Below are 20,713 nucleotides of genomic sequence, written 5' to 3'. Positions count from 1 at the left end.
CCTCATAAGGGTTTTTACCCAGTATGGCCGCTCAGGGGGCAGGGCGCAATCCGGCGCGCCGAGCAACGCGGTCAATGGCGGAGATCACCATGCCGGGCACCGCATGCTGTGGCATGTGGCCAATGCCGGGCAGGGGCGTGAGCACGGCATCGCGGATTTGCGCGGCAAGTGGTGCGGAATGAATATGCAGCCCGACGGTGGTATCGGCGGTGCCATGCAGGATTTCGACCGGCAGATCAATTTCGCCGTAACGGGTATGGATCGCCTCAATCTCGGACAGCAGATTGGCGCGTTGCAGGGCATTGGCGCGCAACGAATGCCGCCGCAGCGTGAGTCCCGCACCGATATAATGCAAATATCCGTCGGGGGCGGTCTGTGGCTCGAATATCTCGCCGACGGCGGTTTCAACGCGGCTATCGTCGATAAAGGCGGTGAGAAAGGGGATCACCAGCGGCCCAAGGATCGGATGCGACAGCACCCGGTAATAGGTCGAAAGCCCGGTGTCCCAGGGCTTGGCGGCCCCCGCCAGCATCACCAGCCTGGAAATGTTTTGCGCCCGCGTCACAGCCCAGGCGAGGGCGACAGCGCCGCCATAGCTGTGTCCAAGCACGATGGGGCGTTCGGCGCCAAGCTGTTCTGCGGCTTTCTGCAACAGACCGGCCTGTTCGGTTATGGTCGCGCCGCTCTGATTGATCCGCGCGGTATAGCCAAGACCGGGGCGGTCAAATACGATCACGCGGTAGCGGCGCGCCAGTTTCGGCGCCAGACTAAAGGTCATGTCGCGGGTATTGCCCGAGGCGCCGTGGATCAGCACCAGAGCAGGCGCATCATCCGGCCCCATCACCACCGCATGAACGGCATGGCCATCGACCTGCACCATCTGCCCTTCTGGCGGAAAGGCCGCCTCGGCGCGGGCCTCATGCGCGCGGGCACGGTATTGGACATAGGCCCAGAGACCGGCCAGCAGGAGCGCGATGATCAGAAGGGATTTAACGGCCAATGTCATTCATATCAAACGGTGTGGACTGATAGATCGCATTGATCCAGTTGCCGTAAAGCTGATGGGCATGGCTTCGCCAGCGGTTTTGCGGCGGTTTTGAGGGGTCATCATTCGGGTAATAATTACAGGGCACGTTGATCGGCGTGCCCGCCTCGACATCGCGGTCATATTCCTGTTTGAGCGTGTCGCTGTCGTATTCAAAGTGGTTGAAGATATAGAGCGCGCGATGGGCCGGATCCTCGACCAGAGCGGGACCAACCTCGTCACTGTACAACAGCGTGGTGAGACCTGCGGCGGCGTCGATTTCATCCTGGCGCATCTCTGTCCAGCGGCTTACCGGGATCACGCAATCATCGGAAAATCCACGCAGATAGGGCGAGGCAGGCACAAGGTTGCGATGCCGAAAACAGCCAAAGGCCTTATGATCCAGAATATGTTTCTTGATCCCGTGAAAGTGGTTGATCATCGCCATCCCGCCCCAGCAAACCCCAAAGGTGGATTGCACATGGCTTTGGGTCCAAGCAAACACCCGCTCAAGTTCATGCCAATAGGTGACCGCGTCGAAATCAAGGTGCTCAATCGGCGCGCCGGTTATGATCAGCCCATCATACTTATCGCCCGAGGCCTCGACCTCTTCAAAGGTGCGATAAAAGCTTTCCATATGCTCGGCAGCGGTGTTTTTCGCCTGATGCTCGCTCATCCGGATGAGATGCAGGTCGATCTGAAGCGGCGTCGCGCCGATCAGGCGGGCGAACTGGTTCTCGGTCTGGATCTTCTTCGGCATCAGGTTCAGCAGGCCGATCCGCAGCGGGCGGATGTCCTGACGGGCGGCCTGATCCTCGTCCATGACCATGACGCCTTCGCGCGTAAGCACGTCATAGGCGGGCAGGTTGGCGGGGATCTTGATGGGCATCGCTTTGCGGCTCCTGTAGGGTGTCGGGGTTAGATAGGCGTATCGGCGCGCCGCTCAAGGGCGGTCGCGATCAGGTGATCGAAATCGGCGGGCGTCTTGACCGTTGCAACCTCATCGGCGCTGATGGTGATCCCCCAAGGGGCCATGGCGCGATAACGCGGCTCGCGATGGGCAAGGGCGCGGGCATAGGTCCAGCGGATAAAGCTGTTTGGATCAACATCGCCCGCTTGCAGGTTGTTTTCGCTCAGGTATTCATCCCATGCCCGGTCCAGGAACTCGGGCTGATAGGCCATCGGTTTCGGCGCGCGATCAAACCGGCGGATCAACTCCTTGGTATGCGCCTCGTTGCCCTCGATATAGATCAGCAGGCAATGCTTTGACAGTTCGCACAAGAGCGGATCATGCGGGTCATTGCCATCCACCCATTCGCAGATCGAGCCGCCGGTATCGCAGATGAAATGCGGATAGCCATAAAGCGCGTCGGCACGAGAGATGAAGTGCGCGGTATCCATCAGGGCCGCGATTTCGGCCTGGCGAAACTGTTCCTGACGGCGGCGGTATTCGTCTATCGGCATGCCGCCCCTGGCCGGATCGCCCGGCTTGCCAAGATAGGTCGAGACCGGCGCCAGATTGTCGAAGGTGATGTTCGAGCCGATATAGATCGAATCCGTCAGCAGCAGATCGCGCAGGAACGGCACCTGCATGGCATGCGCCTTGGCGTTATCCGCAATCAGCTCGCCCATGTAACGGGTGCCGATGCGGTAATCTATCGAGTAGTGAAACCAATCACCGCCCTCGCGCAGCATGTTCGAGAGATAAGTCTTGCCGAGACCCGACATGCCATAAAACAACACCCGTTTGTGGGTGGCATTCTGCCAATCTTGTGCCGTTTCATAGATCATTGCCGGTCCCCTTTGGGATCGTGCTACAAACTGCGGTTGCCGGGGTCAATCCAAAGCGGCTTTGCAACGAAAAAACCCCGCCCTGTGATACCGGGGCGGGGCATGAAGGTTCAATCACGCAAACGCTTAGTAGCGATAGGCAACCTTGAAGCCGACGCCAATCGCGTCGTTGTTCTTGAACTTGGTGCGTGGCAGTGCGCCAATGGTGGTTACCGCATCGCCAACGAAAGTATAGTTGATACCACCCGACAGGATCATGCCGTTTTCTTTTTCGTAACGCCCGCCAAGGGTGAAGCCAAGCTTGCCCGATGTCGGCCCGAGGTTTGAAACCGGAGAGCCATCGTCGTTATCCTCATAGGTGACCGAAAGCGACCCGGATATTGCCTTGGTAAAGCGGCGCCCGACACCAAGCGTGTAGGTATAGGTGTCGCTTGTGTAAGACAGGAAGGGCCCACCGGTCAAAGCCTGGTATTGCTGGGGGGTGATCGTGAAACCGGACCAATTGACCCAACGCACACTACCGAAAACAAGGGTGTCCTTGGCGATACCTGACTGAAATTCGAGGTTGACCGATTCAGGGGTTTCGATGGTTGTCTTGCTGGTGGTGGTCCCAAACGCAACAGAGTTTTCGGTTGTCTTGTGCTTTGTCTTGATGGTCGAGTTATAGGTCAATGAGACCCGCAGGGCGATTTCCGGCTTTTCATAAGAAATACCAGCCGCATAGCCGACACCTTCATCTCCTGCGCCGGCGACTGAATAGCCGGCGACAAGTGGCACGGTGGAATCTGCACTGACCTTTTGCACTCTGAGGCCGCCATGAAACCCAAAGCCATTGGCCATACGATAATTCAAGAGGCCGGTGATGGCATCGGCATCAAGCGTTGCCGTGGTGCCGACCGTGGGAAAGTTACCTGCGAGAATATTTCCGATTGCCGTCGCGTTGGAAGTGCCCGCGAAGGGGACAGACGCGCCTTTATAGTTAACGTCAGCCCCAAAAGGTTGGTCATAAATAAGTGCAAAGCTGAGTTGCTCGTTGATCTGGCGCTTGTAGGCCGCACCGACCTGCCAATAGGTTTTCGTGACATTCCCGGAATGGCGTGATCCAAACGGCGTCGCCACTGTCCCTGAGACAGAAGGCCCCACCACGCCAAAGCTTAGTTCGACGTAGTTTCCTTTCTCGAAAAGGACGTTGATGGATTGCCCTGACCGGTCGATGCCTCCGGCTTGTGCGGCGCCTGCCGCAGCAACCAATGCGGTCGCCGCAAGTGTGAGTCTTTTCATTATTCCTCTCCTCCAGAAGGTTGACCGATCTTTATAGGCAGTTTTCTGCCGGTCAATCTTTGACGCGGCGTCACGGATACCACAGAAGCATCGGGTGGCCTGTTGGCCACACTTTATACGAGAAGCTTGGGACGATTGGCGTCTTTTTTGGTTTCTGACCATAGATTCAGATAGTTCGCCCCAAAGATTATCGCCGCGCCAAGGATAACCATTGCATCTATCGGCTCGTTATAGACCAAAAGGCCGATTACCGCGATCAGCGGAAGGCGGGTGAAATCGACCGGGCTCACAAGGGTGGCCGGGGCAATCGACAGGGCCGTGGTCAGGCAGAAATGCGCCACAAGCCCGGCGCAGGCGATCACCAGAAGCCAGGGCGTAGAGGGTAGCGAGGGCAGGGCGATATCGCCGTCAATCCCGGCACAGATCAGGCCAAAGACGCTCTGGCTGAGGGTCATCCAGAACAGGATACAGGTCAGCGTCTCTGTACGCGTCAACCGCTTGGTGACCAGGATCGACCCGGCAAAGCCAATGGCGGCCGCAGCGGCGGCGATGGTGCCAAGGCTCAGCGTCTCGGGGCTTGGGCGCGCGACGATCAGAATCCCGATAAAACCGATGATCGCGGCCAGCACGCGCATGCCTGTAAACCGCTCGCCCAGCACCAGAGGCGATAGCACAAGCACCCAAAGCGGGGCGGTGAATTCAAGCGCAAAGACCTGCGCCAGGGGGATCGCCGTAATCGCATAGAACCAAAGATTTTGCCCCGAAAAGTGAAAGATATTGCGAAAGAGATGGGTGGCGGGACTGCGGGTGGTGATCTGGCGATAGTGGCCGGAAATCCCGGCGACACTCACCACGAGGCACAGGCCGATCAGGCTGCGATACATCATGATTTCAAATGTATCGAGTTCGAAACTCACCGCGCGCCCGGCCACGGCCATGGAGGAAAACGCGATCACGGCGCCCAGCATCCACAAGGCGGCGCGCAAAACGGCGCCCGGATCGCGCTGCGCAGGGGGGGAGGCGATGGTCATTTATCCGCGCCACCAGATGTCAGGCATGCCAATGTCCGGGTTTTCCGGCACATTCGCATGATCCTGAGGATGGGGCAGGGACAGGCCGCCACCGGTCGCCACTTGCGCCAGACGATCGCGACGCTGATAGGTGACTTCAAACACTGGCGCGATCTTTAGTCCACGGCATTCGGCGAGCGCAGTACAATTGTTGGCATGCAGATGCACAATCGCAAACCGGCTATGAATCTTGCGAAACACCGCCTTGATCAACGGCGGGCTGTGACGTTCAAAAATACGCTCCATGCCGTGAAATTCGATCACCATCGAGCGGAACTTGCCAAGCACCTCAACAGAGCTTTCGATCAGAACCTCGAATTCGGCGCCTTCGATGTCCATTTGCAGGATAAGATCATCCCCCGTCGCGTCGCCAAGCTTGTCCGTTATCCAGCGGCCAAGGGTCATGACGGTCGTGTCGTTATGGGCGCCAGGGAATTCTTTATCGAACTCAAACAGAGGGTTGGTGACAGGCGGAGTATCGACGCTGGCATCGGCAAGAAAGGATTTGATCCCATACTCCCGCGCAAGATGCTCTTCAAAATCTGCAATATCGGACACGCCGGGCGAAAAACAATGGCGGACCCCGTCAAGATCATCGGGGATCAGATGACCGCCATCGCCCGCGCCACCAATGCGGATCAGCCGCGCCGCGACATAGGCGGCGCGAAACTCGGCTGTCAGGGCCTCCACCTCAGGGCGCTCAACCGCAGCCTGCCGAATAAAACCGTCTCTCAATAGCTTCGGTCCGACGAGTTTTCTAAGGTTCATGTCCCCCCCTGTTCAGGCGCGGCAAAATTCGACACGCGCACAGGGACGACGGGATGAGCGCCAACAGCCCCCTGGGCGACGGGCTACACCAAGGCCTTCGACAATGCGAGCTAAAATCTGGCGGTCGCCTGGCCGACCAGAGATGTCCCCGACGACGCAAGACCCATGGCGGCTTGCCGTTGGCCCGGATTCAGTTGATGACGCACTCGGCCACACTCATTCCTTCGGACAGGCCGGACGAGGGATAGAGGATCACGCGGTCGCCTTCGGCCAATCCGCTTGTGACCTGTGCCTCGATGCCGTTGTTGGGGCCAATTTCAATAAGGCGGAGCTGGGCGGTTCCCTCGACCACGACAAACACGGCCCATGCGCCACGGCTTCGAAAGAGCGCACTGGCCGGGACGATAAGGGTCTCGCTCCCCTGCCAGACGACGATCCGCGCTTCGACACGAAAGCCATGGCCAAGGCCGACATAGTCTTCGGGTGGGCTTGTAAAGGCGATGACCGCGTTCACACGCTGTTCCTCGACGCCAAGGGCCGAGAACTGCGTGATGCCGAACGGGTCGACGCGGATCACCTTGCCCGCAAGGTCCCTGGAGCCGCCCCAATCGGCAATGATCACCGGATCGCCCACCGTTACCTGCACCGCATCTGTGGACAAAAGCTCAACCACCACTTCAAGGTCGTTTTCGATATTGCCGATTTCCATGATGGGCGCACCAGCGGGCAGCGAGGTCTCGCTTTCCTGAATCACCCGCAGGATGCCGCCATCTGTGGGGGCATAGGTAGAGGGTCAGTTGCTTGTCCGTCATCTCGTTCAGGTTCTGGTCCTGAAAATAGGCCTCGCCTTCGGTCGCGCGATCCAACCCGCCGATAATGTTAAGCAATGTGGATTTACCGCTGCCTGAGGGGCCAAGCAGCACGACGATCTCACCCTCTGGAATGTCCAGATCGACACCGCGCAGCGCATGGACGGCTGACCGTCCCTCCCCATAAACTTTGGTCAGGCCCTTGGTTGAAAAGGTGTTCTTCTTCATGCAATACCCGTGGACAGGGCGTTCAATCCTAACTGAACATACCAGACGGATACGGTGAGCAAGGCTAAGTTGTCAACTTCGCGCCATCGCCGGAGACGCGACGTGAACAGGGCTGAAAGCGGCAGCGCCGCAGAGACGGCCCGGGCAGATTTCATCTGGAAGATCGGCGTTATCGTTCAATCGGAAGGCTTGCCGCGCATCGCGGGCCGGGTGTTGGCGATGCTGCTTTACGATGGGCAACAGGTGTCGTTCAGACAGCTTGCGGATGCTCTTCAAGTGAGCCGGAGGAGCGTCAGCTCCAGTGTGCGTATGCTTGAAAGCCAACGGCTGATCAAACGTGTCGCGAAGGTCGGTGACCGGCAGGATTACTTTCAGGTGGTCGACAACGTCTTTGCCAGTATGGTCGAGGCACAGGCCACGCGCGTGCGCCCTGCAGCTTTGGATATTGAGGAGTCGGTGGAGGACATCCCCGCATCTGAAACGGGCCCCGGCGAGCGCGTCGCCGCCTACGCCGCCTATTACCGCGCGATGGGCGAAGGGTTGGACACAACTGTCATGGCCTTGCGTTCGGGCGGGGTGGGGCGTGTTGCCCTAAAGCATTTGGGAAAACACCATAACCATACGACATTCAAGCATATGGAAACCATTGCATGTGCAAGGTCATTCCCACTCAATCGTGCCGGGGGGTTTGCTTGTCACGTCATAGGTGACGCGGTTGATGCCCTTGACCTCATTGATGATCCGGGTGGCGGTCTCACCGAGAAACTCGTGGCTGAACGGGTAATAATCCGCCGTCATGCCATCGACCGAATTCACCGCGCGCAGGGCGCAGGCGAAATCATAGGTCCGCCCGTCGCCCATCACGCCGACGGTGCGCACCGGAAGAATGGCGACAAAGGCCTGCCAGATATCATCGTAAAGCCCGTGCTTGCGAATCTGGTCGATATAGACCGCATCCGCCTTGCGCAGGATTTCAAGCTTTTCGCGGGTGATCTCGCCGGGGCAACGAATGGCAAGGCCGGGTCCCGGAAACGGGTGACGCCCGATAAAGCTGTCGGGCAGGCCAAGCTCGTGACCAAGCGCGCGCACCTCGTCCTTGAACAGCTCGCGCAGCGGCTCGACAAGCTTGAGGCCCATCTTTTCCGGCAGGCCGCCAACATTGTGGTGCGATTTGATGGTGACACTCGGGCCGCCCGAAAAGCTGACGCTTTCGATCACGTCGGGGTAAAGCGTGCCCTGGGCCAGAAACTCGGCGCCCTCGATCTGGTTGGCGTATTTCTGGAATACGTCTATGAACAGGCGGCCAATGATTTTTCTCTTTGTTTCCGGGTCGCTTACGCCGTCAAGCTCACCTAGAAACAGCTCTGATTCATCGGCGTGGATCAGTGGGATGTTATAGTTGTCCCGGAACATCGTGACAACTTCATCGGCCTCGTTGAGGCGCAGCAAACCATGATCGACAAAGACGCAGGTAAGCTGATCACCGATTGCCTCATGGATTAGGACCGCCGCCACAGAGCTATCGACGCCACCGGAGAGGCCACAGATCACCTGTTTATCGCCGACCTGTTCGCGGATGATGCGAATGGCTTCTTCCTTATAGGCGCCCATGGTCCAGTCGCCGGTGAACCCGGCCAGGCGGACAAAGTTTTCATAGAGCGTCTTGCCGTTCGGGGTGTGATGCACCTCGGGGTGAAACTGAACGGCAAAGAAATTGCGGTTGAGGTCAGCGGTGACGGCAAAGGGCGCATTGGGCGATGTGCCATAGACGGCAAAGCCGGGCGCGAGTTTGCTCACGTGGTCGCCGTGGCTCATCCAGACCTGTTCGCGGGCCTCAAGGAACCAACCGTTGAGCAGGTCGATGCGATCTTGGGTTGGGGTGACATAGGCGCGGCCAAATTCGGCGGTGCCGTGGCCCCGCTCGACATTGCCGCCAAGCATCTGCATCATCACCTGCTGGCCATAGCAGATCCCAAGCACCGGCACGCCGAGGTCAAACACGCCTGCGGGCGGGCGCGGCGAACCGTCGTCGATCACGCTGCACGGGCCACCCGACAGGATCACGGCCTTGGGCGCGAACTCTGACAGGAACGCATCGGTGACGTTCTGATAGGGGTGGATTTCACAATAAACATTCAGCTCTCGCAGGCGCCGCGCGATCAGCTGCGTCACCTGGCTGCCAAAGTCTATAATCAAGAGGCGGTCATGGGTTATCTGGCTCATGCTCGCCTCGTATAGCGCACCCGCGTTTTGCGCAAGAGAAAGCCGCGCCTACCAGCGATAGCTGAGACCGGTCGCGATCTCATGCTGGTGCATTCTGAGGCGCACGGGCTGGGCCACGCCGGTCAGCGCCGGGTTCGATCCGGTAATGCTGTTGGAAAACGCATGGGTATAGGCAAAGGTAAAATCCCAGCGGTCATTGATCTTGTAGCTGCCGCCAACTGAGACGTGCCATTGCGGGGTGGCGGGGGCGATGGTGTTGATGACCACCTCGTCGTTATTGGTGAATTTGGTGGAATAGCTGATCCCGGTGCGCAGCGTCAGGCGTTCGTTTTTGCGATAGATCGCGGCGAGGCGCACAACATCGACATCCTTCCAGCCAAAACCGACGCCATTGCTTGCACCAAGCGGGCCTTGGGGTGGGGCGCTGGTATTGGCGATTGCGTTCACACTACCATAATAGATCCGCTGGTATTCGCCCGTGATCGTCAGTTTCGGCAGGCGCGCGGGCGTATAGGCCGCCCCAAGCGTAAGCATGGCCGGCACGTCGAAATCACCACCCTCGGCGAATAAACCGCGATATTTGTCAAACGACGACATTTGAATTTTGTTGCGATAGGCCGCGCCGAAAGTCCATTGCGGGCTTGCTTCAAACAAAAGCCCTAGGTTGACGCCCACCCCCGTGGACCAGTCATGGCCGCGGTTCGTGACATTGCCGGGCGCGATTGAAAGACCCGAAAACGCCTCAAGCCCGGTGGCCTTGAAGCGCTGCACCGCAAGGATCGGCGAGATGCCAAAGGTCAGGCGGTCGCCAACCTTGCGGGCATAGTTCACGGTGATAAAGGCCTGTTCCAGATTGACCCCCAAAGGCGCCGACCCGGCGCCGAGGCCGGAAAAGAAGTTGGTCTTGTATTCGGTGTTCATCCCGCCATTGGCAAAGACAAAAACGCCCAGGGACGAGCGATCATCAAGCGCCCAGTTGGCGCCACCGCAGGGAATCATAAAGACGTCATTGTCGCTCTTGAACTTGCCGGGGGTGAGGGGGCCGCCGGGCTGGATCGTGACATCGCGGTTGGGGGCAAAGGTGGTAAGGCAGAATGCCGCGCCATTGCCGACCTTGACCCCGGTGGCGGGGTTTTGTGCCATGCCAAGAACGCCGGTGGACACCGCCACGCCGGCCCCGGCCATACCTTTGGATTGGCCGCCATAGCCATTGGCAAAATATCCGTTGGTTGCAAATGCCGGCGCGCTCAGAACACAGAGCCCCAGTATGGCGCAGGCCTGGGCCCCGCGGTTGATCAATGCCTTCATTGTCAATGCCCCTCGAAATGTGCGCGCTTTTATACGTATCAGTCAAATATTGCGCCGCTGTTCCAGCCCCGAGTGCGATGCCGGGGCAAAGAAAAATCAACCGCTGCCAAAACATCACATGGAAAGTCATCAATAGAACCGTAATCGCAGCGAAATCACACCGCGATCTCATCGTGCCGTGCGGCCTCAACAGGGGGAATGTCGCTTTTCCCCCGCATTCGCCGGAATCTTCTCGTATCACAGGGGCGCGAAACGCTATGACCATGTAAACCCGTCAACGCGGCGGGCGTTTGGCGACAGCAATTGATTATATAAAGGTGCCCCATGGCAGAAGCAGAAGCACGCAGCAGACGAACACGGGGTGGCGGCGGGGCCGCGCGCCGTGCCGAACGCACCGCCGTCAGCATCGAGACCGCGCGTTATATCGAGCGCAATATTCCGAACTTCGAGGTTCTGTCCGAAGAGGCGCTTGAGATCATCGAGACCAACGCCGAAACCATCCTTGAAGAGGTCGGCGTTAATTTCGTCGATAATCCCGCCGCGCTTGAACGCTGGCGCAATGCCGGTGCGGATGTCACGGGCGAGCGGGTGCGCATCCCGCGCGGATTGGCGCGCAAGCTTTGCGCGACCGCGCCGTCGCGCATCACCCAGCATGCCCGCAACCCCGAGCGCAGCGTCGAAATCGGCGGCAAGTCGCTTGTGCTTGCGCCGGTCTATGGCCCGCCCTTCGTGCGCGACATGGATGGCGGCCGCCGCTATGCCACGATGGAGGATTTCCGCAAATTCGTGCGCCTTGGCTATATGTCGAAATGGCTTCACCATTCCGGCGGCACCGTCTGCGAGCCGACCGATGTGCCGGTGAACAAGCGCCACCTTGATATGCTGCACGCCCATATGACCCTGTCGGATAAACCTTTCATGGGCTCGGTCACCGAACCAAGCCGGGCGCAGGACAGCGTCGATATGTGCGAGATTCTGTTCGGCAAGGAGTTCGTTCAGGACAACACGGTCATGACCAGCCTGATCAACGTCAACTCACCGATGACCTTTGACGATGTGATGATGGGCTCGCTTGAGGTTTACGCGAGTAACAATCAGGCTTGTATCCTGTCGCCCTTTATCGTTGGCGGCGCGATGGCGCCGGTGTCGGTGATGGGCACGCTGACCCAGGTTCTGGCCGAGGTTCTGGCCGGTATCGCCTATAGCCAGCTTATCCGCCCCGGTGCGCCGATGATCTTTGGCGCCTTTGTAACCTCGATCGACATGAATTCGGGCGCGCCGACCTTCGGCACCCCCGAGGCCGCGCATATCACCTATGGCGCGGGTCAGTTGGCGCGGCGCCTTGGGCTGCCGTTCCGCTCGTCGGGATCGTTCAACGGCTCGAAGCTGCCGGATGCGCAAGCTGCCTATGAAACCGCCAATAGCCTGAACGTGGGCCTTTTGGCCGGTGTCAACTTCATGCTGCATTCCTGTGGTTGGCTTGAGGGTGGGCTCGTGTCCAGCTTTGAGAAATTCGTGATGGATGCCGACCAGCTTGGCACACTGCACCACATCGCGCGCGGCGTCGAAATTGACGAGAACGCCCAGGCGATGGATGCGATCCGCGAGGTTGGCCCCGGCGGCCACTATCTTGGCTGCGCCCATACCCAGGCCAATTTCAAGAACGCCTTCTGGCGCAGCGATCTGCTTGACTACAAACCATTCGAAACCTGGTCCGAAGAGGGCGAGCGCGATACGATGGTTCTGGCCAATGCGCGGGTCAAGAAAATGCTTGGGGATTATCAGCAGCCGCCGCTTGATCCGGCGATTGCCGAGGCTCTGGCGGCCTTTGTGGCCACCAGAAAAGAATCAATGCCCGACGCCTTCAGCTAACCCACGCTTTCAAGACGGGTGGCACGCAACAGGCGCGCTTCACCCATCATCGCGATCAGAACATCCACATGGCGCGCGGCGGAATATCCTGCCGCGCGCTGTGTTCTGTCACGCTCGAATTGCGCCTCGACCTCGACAAGCTGTACAAGGGCCTGACCGCTGCGCGGCAGGGCGCCATAGCCAAGATGGCGGCGCAAATGCGGCCCGCGACGATAATCAGAAACCCCGATCCGCGCTGCACGGATCAAAAGCGGCGGACGGCGCAGACGGTCAAGCGTGGTAAGAATATCGTTCATGTGGCGGGCTCCCAGAGGTTGAATACCCCCTTAGTGACACGGCCCTGCCGCTGTTGCGTTTTGCCCCATGACTCCGCGCGATGGCCTGTGAGGTTGTTTACCATCTGTCAACAATGGTTGATTTTCTGGAAACAATTAACGAACCGGTAATCTTTTGCACGTTTTAATTGTGGATAACTCTGTGGATAGCTCCGGGCTGTATCTCGGGCGTGTTGTGATTGACAAATGGGGAAAGAAAATGCGCCAGGGATGTGCACCAAAACCAAGTTTGCAACAGGTTCCAACCTGGGTGCCCGAAGCGGCGCTGAACTACCTGGCGCATACAGAAACGGGCACCCCGATCCGGGCGCTTGCGTGACGGGCGAGGCGCCATGCCTCGACCGTGCTGCGCCAGATCCGCATGTTTGAAACACGCCGCGACGATATCCTGGTCGATGAGGCGCTGCGCCGCCTCGGCCAACAGGTTCTGCACCTGAAGATTGCCGGTTCTCCTGCCAAGGAGGCCAAGATGACAAGCCACATCACAGAAATGCCCGAAGATGATATCGCGCTGAGCGAGGCGCGCCTGAAATCCGAAGCGCGCCGCGTGCTGCGCCGCCTGTGCGAAACCGGCGCGGTTCTGGCGGTCTCGGTGGGGATGGACAAGGCGGTGGTGGTGCGTGACACGGGCACCGGTCAGCCATCGCGCACGGCGGTGGTGGATCGCGAGGTGGCCGAGGCGATGGCGCTCAAGCATTGGATCACCTGCGAAAGCCCGGGGCGAATCGCGCGCTATCATGTCACCGCCGCCGGGCGCACAGCGCTTGGCTCAATGCTGGCCGAGGCGGAAAATCAGGCTTCCGGCTTTGGCGAGGCAAAGGCCGAAGCCGAAACCATCGAGGCGGGCGACGGCAGGGGACAGGGCGGCAAGCGCCAGCGTTATGGCCTGTCCGAGACGCCGCTCATTGCCCTGGCACGTCGGCGTGACAAGGACGGAAGCCCGTTTCTGGGCGACGATCTTGTGCGCGCGGGCGAGCGCCTTCGCGAGGATTTCGAGCTGTCGCACATGGCGCCGCGCACCACGCAGAACTGGGACCGGTTTCTGACCTGCGTCGATGATCCGGGCAGCGGCCCGGCGCCATCGGGCTATGGCGCGGATGCCGCGCGCGCCCGTGTCACCGGTGCGCTGCGCGACCTCGGGCCGGGGCTTGGCGATGTGGTATTGCGCTGCTGTTGCTACCTGGAAGGGCTTGAGCGGGCCGAAAAGAAAATGGGCTGGTCGGCGCGCTCGGGTAAAATCGTGCTGCGGATCGCCTTGCAGCGGCTGAAACGCCATTACGCCAGCCTTGGCGATGCGGGCGGGATGATCGGTTAACCGCCGACCAGCGCCCCCACCACAAAAGCCACAAGCGCGCAGACCGTGCCGACAAGCACGGTCTCGCCGAGGGTCCGCAACAACCGCTCGCCAGTCGCGCTCCACCGTAACAGGCCGAGCAGGATCAGCGCCCCCAGTGTCGCCGCCACCGACCAGCGCGTGGTCTGCGCCGTGGCATCGAACATGAGATAGGGCACCAGTGGCACAACCCCGAAGGCGACAAAGGCCGAAAAGGTGAAAAGCCCGTTCAAAACAGGGCTTTCATCATCGGGATCCCGCAACCCCAATTCGTAATTGAGAATAAGTTCGGTCATCGCGCCGGGATGACGCGCAAGGATGTTTGCCGTTGTTCTGGCTTCACTGTCCGACAGGCCCCGCGCGGTCAGGATCCTGGTCATGAGCGCGGTTTGCCCTCCCGGATGCTCGGCAAGATCACGCAGGCCAGAGGCCCGGCGCGCGCGGTAAAGATCGTGCTGCGCGCGCAGGGACAAAAACTCGCCCAGCCCCATGCTGACGGCATCGGCAAAAAGATTGGCCAGCCCGAACACCAGCACCGCCAAGCCGCCGATCTGGGCCACGCCTTCGGCCTGTGCGCCGGCAAAGCCCGCGACGATGGCGAATGTGGTGACAATGCCGTCGGTGCCGCCAAAAACGATCTGTTTGAGATGTTCCTGCGCGCGCCCAAGGGTCTGGCCGTCGCGCCGTTCTGCCTGCCTGTCCATGATCGCGCCTCGGGGTGTTTTGCGGGGTTGCGTCAGCATAGGCTGTCGCTCTGGCGCCGCAAGCGGCAAGGCTGCGACATAGGTGCGGGCAGGGCGCGCGCGCAGCGTGATAATCCAGACTTGTAGTTTTTCGGGATTTGCATAACTTTCCGATATGAATATCACGCTTCGCCAACTCAGCTATTTCAAGGCGCTCTCCGAGCAGCGCAATTTCGGCCGCGCCGCCGAGGTGGTCAGCATTTCACAACCCGCCCTTTCCGTGCAAATCCGCGAGATGGAGGCGGCGCTTGGTGAAAAGCTGGTCGAGCGGCGGGCGCGCGACGTGGTGCTGACGCCGTTCGGCCGCCTGATTCTCACCCATGCCACGCGGGTTCTTGGCGAAATGCAGGCGTTGAACGAGGCCGCGCGCTGGCAAGGCGGGCTGACCGGGCGGTTGTCGCTTGGCATCATCCCGACGATCGCGCCCTATATCCTGCCCGCCGCGCTTGAGGCGCTGCGCAGTCGCGACATCTCGCTTGATGTCCAAGTGCGCGAGGCCAAGACCGACCAGCTTATTCAAGAGGTGCAGAGCGGCCAGCTTGACGCGGCCATCGTCGCGCTTCCGGTCGCGGCCGAGGGGTTGACGGAATGGCCGCTGTTCGAGGATCGCTTTCTTTTGGCCGGCTCGGCGGCGCGCTTGGCCGCGCTTGGCCCGGCCGTCGAGGCGTTGCGCCCGTCGGCGCTTGATCAAAGCCCGCTGTTGTTGCTTGAGGATGGGCATTGCCTGACCGATCAGGCGCTGGAGGTCTGCGGGCGCGGGCGCGGTCATGCGCAGATTGATATGGGGGCGTCTTCGCTGGCCACGCTGTCGCGGTTGGTCGAGGCGGGGTTTGGCCTGACCCTGATGCCGGAAATCGCCGCCAGTATCGAACAAAGAGCGGCGCCCGGCATGCATCTGCGTCGGTTTTCCAACCCCGAACCGGCCCGCCGCATCGCGGTTGTGCGACGGAAAAGTTCGCAGAATGAGGCGTGGTTTGCCAAATTGGCAGAGGTGCTTCAGGCGGTCGGTCAATCGCTTATCGACACGGCGCGGCGTCTCTGACCTCCGGGGAGCTTTGGGCCTGAAACACGGGTTACGCGACCCGCCCCCCATCAGGGCACGGGCCGGTAACACTCGGGTCACTTGCTAAGTGCGATGACTACCCTTTACGTGGATGCGGCCACCGGGTAACGGCGTTGCATTACTGGCACTTCCCATCGCCATGTTTTATAGTAGATGAATGTTACCAAACCATTCGCGGGGAAAATTTCGTGCGTGATCTCAAGATACCCGGGCAACGTCACCCCGAAAAGGCGCATCGGCCCGACAATGTTCAGCCCAAAAAGCCGGACTGGATTCGCGTCAAGGCGCCGACCAGCAAGGGCTATTTCGAAACCCACAAGATCATGCGCGAGCACAAGCTTGTCACGGTTTGCGAAGAGGCCGGCTGTCCCAATGCCGGTGAATGCTGGAGCCAGGGCCACGCCACCATGATGATCATGGGCGAGGTCTGTACCCGCGCCTGTAGCTTTTGCAATATTGCGACCGGCAAACCGCCCGAAGACCTTGATGCCTTCGAGCCGGGCCGCGTCGCCGATGCGGTGCAGAAACTTGGCCTGAAACATGTGGTCGTGACCAGTGTGGACCGCGATGATATCAACGACGGCGGTGCCGAGCATTTTGCCCAGACCATCCGTGCCATTCGCCATCGCAGCCCCGGCACCACGATCGAAATCCTGACGCCCGACTTCCTGCATTGCGCCCCCGAGGTGCTTGAGGTTGTCGTCAAGGCCAAGCCGGATGTGTTCAACCACAACCTTGAAACCGTGCCCGGCCTTTACCCAGAGGTGCGTGCCGGTGCGCGTTATTTTCACAGTCTGCGCCTGTTGCAGCGGGTCAAGGATATCGATCCGAGCATGTTCACCAAATCGGGCATCATGGTCGGTCTCGGTGAAGACCGCCAGGCCGTGCATCAGGTAATGGATGACATGCGCGCGGCGGGAATCGATTTCCTGACCATCGGGCAGTATCTGCAACCGACGCCGAAACACCACGCGGTGGATCGCTTTGTTCACCCGGATGAGTTTGCGGCCTATGAAAAGGCTGCCTATGGCAAGGGGTTCCTGATGGTTTCGGCCTCGCCGCTGACCCGCTCAAGCTATCATGCGGGCGATGATTTTGCCCGGCTTCAAGCGGCGCGCAACGCCAAATTCGCCTGAGGTCACAAGGCCCCATCAAAACACAAAGGCCGGTCCAAAGGGACCGGCCTTTTGCGTGTTGCAGAGATGTGAGAGAGCAGGGTTACCGGCCCCAGCTCCGCACAGGGCCGCAATCCATGTGGACGAAATTGCTGCTTGAATAACGGCCAACGCCGCCACCGCCACAGGCCACGCCGGCGCGATAAATCTGGCTGACCGAGCGGCTTCCAAGGCGCAGGTCAGCGGCCTGACCGATCATGTGACGCGAATTCTTGGCCACACCGCGCGACCGGCTGCGCAGCATCGCGTTGGTCTTCGGGCTGCGATATCCGCTTAGCAGGGTATAGGGTTCGCTCGCGTCCAAAAGATTGTGGCTCGCGGCGAGGATATCAATCGTCCGGGTGTCGATATTCTTGACGCCATCGGTGCGCCAGTCGCGCATGAACAACGAGATTTCGCGAACCGCCTCGTGCAGGTATTCGCCTTCGATCCAATAGATGGTGTCCATCTTTTCCCCGGTGCGCGGCGATGTCATGCGGATGCGGCGAATGTCGCCTGCGCCTCGCAGAAAGCCTGCTGCGTTGGAGAAAGTGGGTGCTGCTGCTACTGCGGTGGCTGCAAATGCACCCAATACCGCGCGCCGCGTCATGCTCTGCGAGCTCATAAGCTTCGTCATTGTGTCTAGCGCCTGTCCCGTCGCCTACCTAAGTTGCCACTGTACCGTGGCTTTGCCATATCATCCCCAGATGTCTGCACTTTATTGCACATCAAGAATCATCCACCAAGTCCTGATTTGACGACCTGCGTCAGCATCAAGGGTTTTCGGCAAGTTTTCGCGCAAATATTCGGGTCTGTGTCCGAATTGCGCAATCCACGCTGCATTTTGGCCGCAGTCACGACCCTGCGCATAAAGTTGACAGCAAAGTGTTAGGAAAAAATTGAGAGCCCATTATCTAACAGGATATAATCATATCAGTGAACTGTTTGTTTTAAGGGGAAATCTATGACCTTGGCGAAGACCCGCCGCGATTTTGGCTTGCTGATGGCAGCCGCCGCTATAAGTTTGACCACGGTATTTACCGGCCATCCCGCCATGGCGCAGGTCACCGCCTTTCGCCAGGCCCTGGCCGAAACCGTGGCGAGCGACCGTGATCTTGCCGGGTTTTACAGGGACAATGGGTTTGCCCCGATCTGGACCGGCGATAGCGCCGGGGATCGCGCCCGCCGCAAGGCGCTTGTGCGCACGTTGAGCGAGGTTGATCTGCATGGTCTGCCGGCCGCCCGCTATGATCTTGCGGGCCTGATGGAGCGGATGGGAGCCGCGCGTTCAAGCCGTGATCTGGGCCTGATCGAGGGCGAGTTGAGCCGCACCTTCCTGCGGCTTGCGCGCGACATGCAAAGCGGTGTTCTGGTGCCCTCGAAGGTCGACAACGACATCAAGCGCGAGGTGCTTTATGTCGACCCGATCACCAATCTGACCGGTCTTACCACCACCGAACCGCGTGCATTCTTCCGCACACTTGCGCCGCAGGGCAATGAATATGCCCGCCTGATGAAGGAAAAACTGCGGCTTGAGCATTTGATGGCGCAGGGCGGATGGGGCGCGACGGTGCCCGCCAGCATCCTCAAACCCGGCGCGGCGGGGGCGCCCGTGGTGGCGCTACGCAATCGTCTGATCCGGATGGGCTACCTCGCACGCAGCGCAAGCCAGCATTATGATGCCTCCGTTCAAACCGCAGTTCAGGCATTTCAAGCCGACCATGGGCTTGAGCAGGACGGTGTTGCGGGCGCAAGCACGATTGCCGCGCTCAACGTTTCGATGCAAGAACGCCTTAAATCCGTGATCGTCGCGATGGAACGGGAACGCTGGCTGACGCCGAACCGGGGCAAACGGCATATTCTTGTCAATCTCACCGATTTCAGCGCCCGCATCATGGATGATGATCACCTGACCTTCGAGACCCGCGCCGTGATCGGCAAGAACGCAAGCGACCGGCGCAGCCCCGAGTTTTCCGACGTGATGGAGCATCTGGTGATAAACCCCACCTGGCATGTGCCGCGCTCGATCGCCGTCAACGAATACCTGCCGCAGATGAAGCGCAATCGCAACGCCGCCTCGCATCTTCGCCTCTACGATAGCCGTGGGCGCGAGGTAAGCCGGGGCGCGGTGAATTTCGGTGCCTATAACGCGCGCAATTTCCCGTTTGCGATCAAACAGCCGCCCTCGACGCGCAATGCGCTTGGGCTGGTCAAGTTCATCTTTCCCAACAAGTACAACATCTACCTGCATGACACGCCGCAAAAGGCGCTGTTTGCCCGCGAAAAGCGGGATTTCAGCCATGGCTGCATTCGTCTGCAACAACCGTTTGATTTCGCCTATCAGCTTTTGTCCAAACAGGAAGACGATCCCAAGACTTTTTTCCATTCGGTGCTGAACACCGGTCGTGAGACGCATGTGCCGCTCAAGACCCAGGTGCCGGTGCATCTTATCTATCGCACCGCCTTTACCAAGGCGAAGGGGCGCACCCAGTACCGCGATGACGTCTATGGGCGGGATGCCAGGATCTGGCAGGCGCTCGAAAAGGCAGGGGTTTCGCTGGGCGCGGTTCAGGGCTAAATACTCCTTCAAGCGAAGGGGGCAGCCATGGTCTATACCATTCAACAGATTGCAACGGCGCTTGGGGCGAAGGCCTTTGGCGCCGTTGATCTTGAGGTGGATGGCCTGGCCGAACCCAATGATGCGGGCCCGCGCCATCTGGCGCTTGCGATGACGCGCGCGTATCGCGATGCCCTTGCGCAGGGCGGCGCGGTGGCCGCCGTGATCAGCGCAGGCGACGATTGGCAGGCACTCGGCCTCAAGGCCGCGATAATGGCGCCGCGACCGCGCCATGTGATGGCGGGTCTCACCGCCCTGTTTGATCCCGGTCAGGGCTGGGGCAGGGGTGTTCACCCTTCGGCGGTGATTGATCCCGAGGCCGACCTCGGCGAAGGGGTAAGCGTCGGGCCGCTGGCGGTGATCGGCAAGGGCGCGAGGATCGGCAGGAATTCAATCATCGGCCCGCAAACCTGCATTGGCAACGATGCCCGGATCGGCGAGGGCGCGCACTTGCGCGAAGGCGTGCGGATCGGCGCGCGCGTGGTCATTGGCGCGCGCTTTATCGCTCAGCCGGGGGCGGTGATTGGCGGCGACGGGTTTTCCTTTGTGACGCCGGAAACATCAGGTGTTGAGGCCGCCCGCGCCAGCCTGGGCGATCAGGGCAGAGGCGGGGCGCAAAGCTGGGCCCGGATTCATAGTCTTGGCAGCGTCATCATCGGCGACGATGTCGAGATCGGCGCCAATAGCACGGTGGATCGCGGCACCATTCGCGACACCACAATCGGCACTGGCACAAAGATCGACAATCTGGTGATGATCGGCCACAACGTGAGTATCGGCACCGATTGCCTGCTCTGTGGTCACACCGGCATCGCGGGCTCGGTGCGCATTGGCAACAACGTGGTGCTGGCCGGCAAAACCGGCGTCAGCGACAACATCTTTATTGGCGACAATGTGATCACCGGCGGCGGCACGATCGTTTTGGCCAATATCCCTGCGGGGCGGGTGATGCTTGGCTATCCGGCGATGAAAATGGAGACCGCCATAGGGGCGTTCAAAGGCGTGCGCCGCTTGCGGCGTTTGCTCGATGATGTCTCAAGCCTTAAAAAAACTGTTTCAAAGCCGCCTCATAATACCTAAATCCGGGGTCAAAC

Annotated in this window: 19 protein-coding genes and 1 pseudogene; 7 read left to right on the top strand and 13 right to left on the bottom strand. The window is 59.9% G+C overall.

All coding sequences use genetic code 11. The features are described from left to right. Positions 1-31: 31 nt before the first annotated feature. The 8 genes from BMZ91_RS01480 to BMZ91_RS21705 form a co-directional block, all read right to left on the bottom strand. Positions 32-1,006 (bottom strand): alpha/beta fold hydrolase, encoded by a 975-nt coding sequence (locus BMZ91_RS01480; protein WP_092833529.1) that lies wholly within the window; start codon positions 1,004-1,006, stop codon positions 32-34. Next, positions 990-1,913, bottom strand: a complete 924-nt coding sequence (metA, locus tag BMZ91_RS01475) for a homoserine O-acetyltransferase MetA (RefSeq protein ID WP_092833527.1) — start codon at positions 1,911-1,913, stop codon at positions 990-992. The genes BMZ91_RS01480 and metA overlap by 17 nt, the downstream gene beginning before the upstream one ends. Positions 1,914-1,942: 29 nt before the next feature. Then, positions 1,943-2,815: an ATPase gene (locus BMZ91_RS01470; protein ID WP_092833525.1), complete on the bottom strand. Its 873-nt coding sequence runs from the start codon at positions 2,813-2,815 to the stop codon at positions 1,943-1,945. A gap of 126 nt (positions 2,816-2,941) precedes the next feature. Then, positions 2,942-4,096 (bottom strand): hypothetical protein, encoded by a 1,155-nt coding sequence (locus BMZ91_RS01465; protein WP_092833523.1) that lies wholly within the window; start codon positions 4,094-4,096, stop codon positions 2,942-2,944. 113 nt (positions 4,097-4,209) lie between these two features. Beyond that, positions 4,210-5,127 (bottom strand): DMT family transporter, encoded by a 918-nt coding sequence (locus BMZ91_RS01460; protein ID WP_245736177.1) that lies wholly within the window; start codon positions 5,125-5,127, stop codon positions 4,210-4,212. Then, positions 5,128-5,934, bottom strand: coding sequence for a class I SAM-dependent methyltransferase (locus BMZ91_RS01455; RefSeq protein ID WP_143076279.1), 807 nt, complete (start codon positions 5,932-5,934; stop codon positions 5,128-5,130). It lies immediately after the preceding gene. Between the two features lie 190 nt (positions 5,935-6,124). Further along, entirely contained in the window at positions 6,125-6,643 is a 519-nt protein-coding gene (locus BMZ91_RS01450) for an efflux RND transporter periplasmic adaptor subunit (protein ID WP_483880081.1), read from the bottom strand. After that, positions 6,612-6,971, bottom strand: a complete 360-nt coding sequence (locus BMZ91_RS21705) for an ATP-binding cassette domain-containing protein (protein WP_092833517.1) — start codon at positions 6,969-6,971, stop codon at positions 6,612-6,614. Before BMZ91_RS21705 ends, BMZ91_RS01450 begins: the two co-directional genes overlap by 32 nt. Before the next feature lie 54 nt (positions 6,972-7,025). Between BMZ91_RS21705 and BMZ91_RS22040 the strand changes: the two are divergent. Continuing rightward, positions 7,026-7,319, top strand: a pseudogene (locus tag BMZ91_RS22040) (MarR family transcriptional regulator); the annotation flags it as partial. 312 nt (positions 7,320-7,631) lie between these two features. On the opposite strand, the gene guaA reads toward BMZ91_RS22040, so the two are convergent. Together guaA and BMZ91_RS01435 are read right to left on the bottom strand one after the other, a co-directional pair. Beyond that, positions 7,632-9,194: a glutamine-hydrolyzing GMP synthase gene (gene guaA, locus BMZ91_RS01440; RefSeq protein ID WP_092833515.1), complete on the bottom strand. Its 1,563-nt coding sequence runs from the start codon at positions 9,192-9,194 to the stop codon at positions 7,632-7,634. Between the two features lie 48 nt (positions 9,195-9,242). Next, on the bottom strand, positions 9,243-10,502 hold the full coding sequence (locus BMZ91_RS01435) for an OmpP1/FadL family transporter (RefSeq protein WP_092833513.1): 1,260 nt from the start codon (positions 10,500-10,502) through the stop codon (positions 9,243-9,245). A gap of 324 nt (positions 10,503-10,826) precedes the next feature. Here BMZ91_RS01435 and BMZ91_RS01430 point away from each other — a divergent pair, with 324 nt between their 5' ends. Next, positions 10,827-12,374 carry a trimethylamine methyltransferase family protein gene (locus BMZ91_RS01430; RefSeq protein WP_092833511.1) on the top strand — a complete coding sequence of 516 codons (1,548 nt, stop codon included), beginning with the start codon at positions 10,827-10,829 and terminating at the stop codon, positions 12,372-12,374. Here BMZ91_RS01430 and BMZ91_RS01425 read toward each other — a convergent pair. Then, the gene (locus tag BMZ91_RS01425; RefSeq protein WP_092833509.1) at positions 12,371-12,670 is read right to left on the bottom strand and encodes a DUF6477 family protein; all 300 of its coding nucleotides are present in this window, start codon (positions 12,668-12,670) and stop codon (positions 12,371-12,373) included. The two genes, BMZ91_RS01430 and BMZ91_RS01425, sit on opposite strands and share 4 nt — an antisense overlap. A gap of 382 nt (positions 12,671-13,052) precedes the next feature. Here BMZ91_RS01425 and BMZ91_RS01420 point away from each other — a divergent pair, with 382 nt between their 5' ends. Next, complete coding sequence (locus BMZ91_RS01420; RefSeq protein ID WP_245736175.1) at positions 13,053-14,024, top strand: DUF6456 domain-containing protein; 972 nt, start codon at positions 13,053-13,055, stop codon at positions 14,022-14,024. Here BMZ91_RS01420 and BMZ91_RS01415 read toward each other — a convergent pair. Then, positions 14,021-14,746 (bottom strand): VIT1/CCC1 transporter family protein, encoded by a 726-nt coding sequence (locus BMZ91_RS01415; protein WP_092833650.1) that lies wholly within the window; start codon positions 14,744-14,746, stop codon positions 14,021-14,023. The two genes, BMZ91_RS01420 and BMZ91_RS01415, sit on opposite strands and share 4 nt — an antisense overlap. A gap of 154 nt (positions 14,747-14,900) precedes the next feature. Here BMZ91_RS01415 and BMZ91_RS01410 point away from each other — a divergent pair, with 154 nt between their 5' ends. Continuing rightward, a complete protein-coding gene (locus BMZ91_RS01410) occupies positions 14,901-15,827 on the top strand; it encodes a hydrogen peroxide-inducible genes activator (protein WP_092833507.1) in 927 nt (308 codons plus the stop codon). 209 nt (positions 15,828-16,036) lie between these two features. Then, the gene (gene lipA / locus BMZ91_RS01405) at positions 16,037-16,984 is read left to right on the top strand and encodes a lipoyl synthase (RefSeq protein WP_092833505.1); all 948 of its coding nucleotides are present in this window, start codon (positions 16,037-16,039) and stop codon (positions 16,982-16,984) included. A gap of 82 nt (positions 16,985-17,066) precedes the next feature. Here the strand turns inward: lipA and mepK are convergent, their stop codons facing one another. Beyond that, positions 17,067-17,639 carry a peptidoglycan L,D-endopeptidase MepK gene (gene mepK, locus BMZ91_RS01400; RefSeq protein ID WP_245736174.1) on the bottom strand — a complete coding sequence of 191 codons (573 nt, stop codon included), beginning with the start codon at positions 17,637-17,639 and terminating at the stop codon, positions 17,067-17,069. A 327-nt stretch (positions 17,640-17,966) separates the two neighbouring features. Here mepK and BMZ91_RS01395 point away from each other — a divergent pair, with 327 nt between their 5' ends. Continuing rightward, positions 17,967-19,580 (top strand): L,D-transpeptidase family protein, encoded by a 1,614-nt coding sequence (locus BMZ91_RS01395; protein WP_092833503.1) that lies wholly within the window; start codon positions 17,967-17,969, stop codon positions 19,578-19,580. 27 nt (positions 19,581-19,607) lie between these two features. Then, positions 19,608-20,699: a UDP-3-O-(3-hydroxymyristoyl)glucosamine N-acyltransferase gene (lpxD, locus tag BMZ91_RS01390; protein ID WP_092833501.1), complete on the top strand. Its 1,092-nt coding sequence runs from the start codon at positions 19,608-19,610 to the stop codon at positions 20,697-20,699. Positions 20,700-20,713: the final 14 nt, after the last annotated feature.

Origin of the sequence: Roseovarius lutimaris (genome assembly GCF_900115165.1) — a bacterium.
GTDB lineage: Bacteria > Pseudomonadota > Alphaproteobacteria > Rhodobacterales > Rhodobacteraceae > Roseovarius > Roseovarius lutimaris.
Note: the sequence above shows the minus strand (reverse complement) of the source record. Positions and strands in the feature narration are given on the sequence as shown.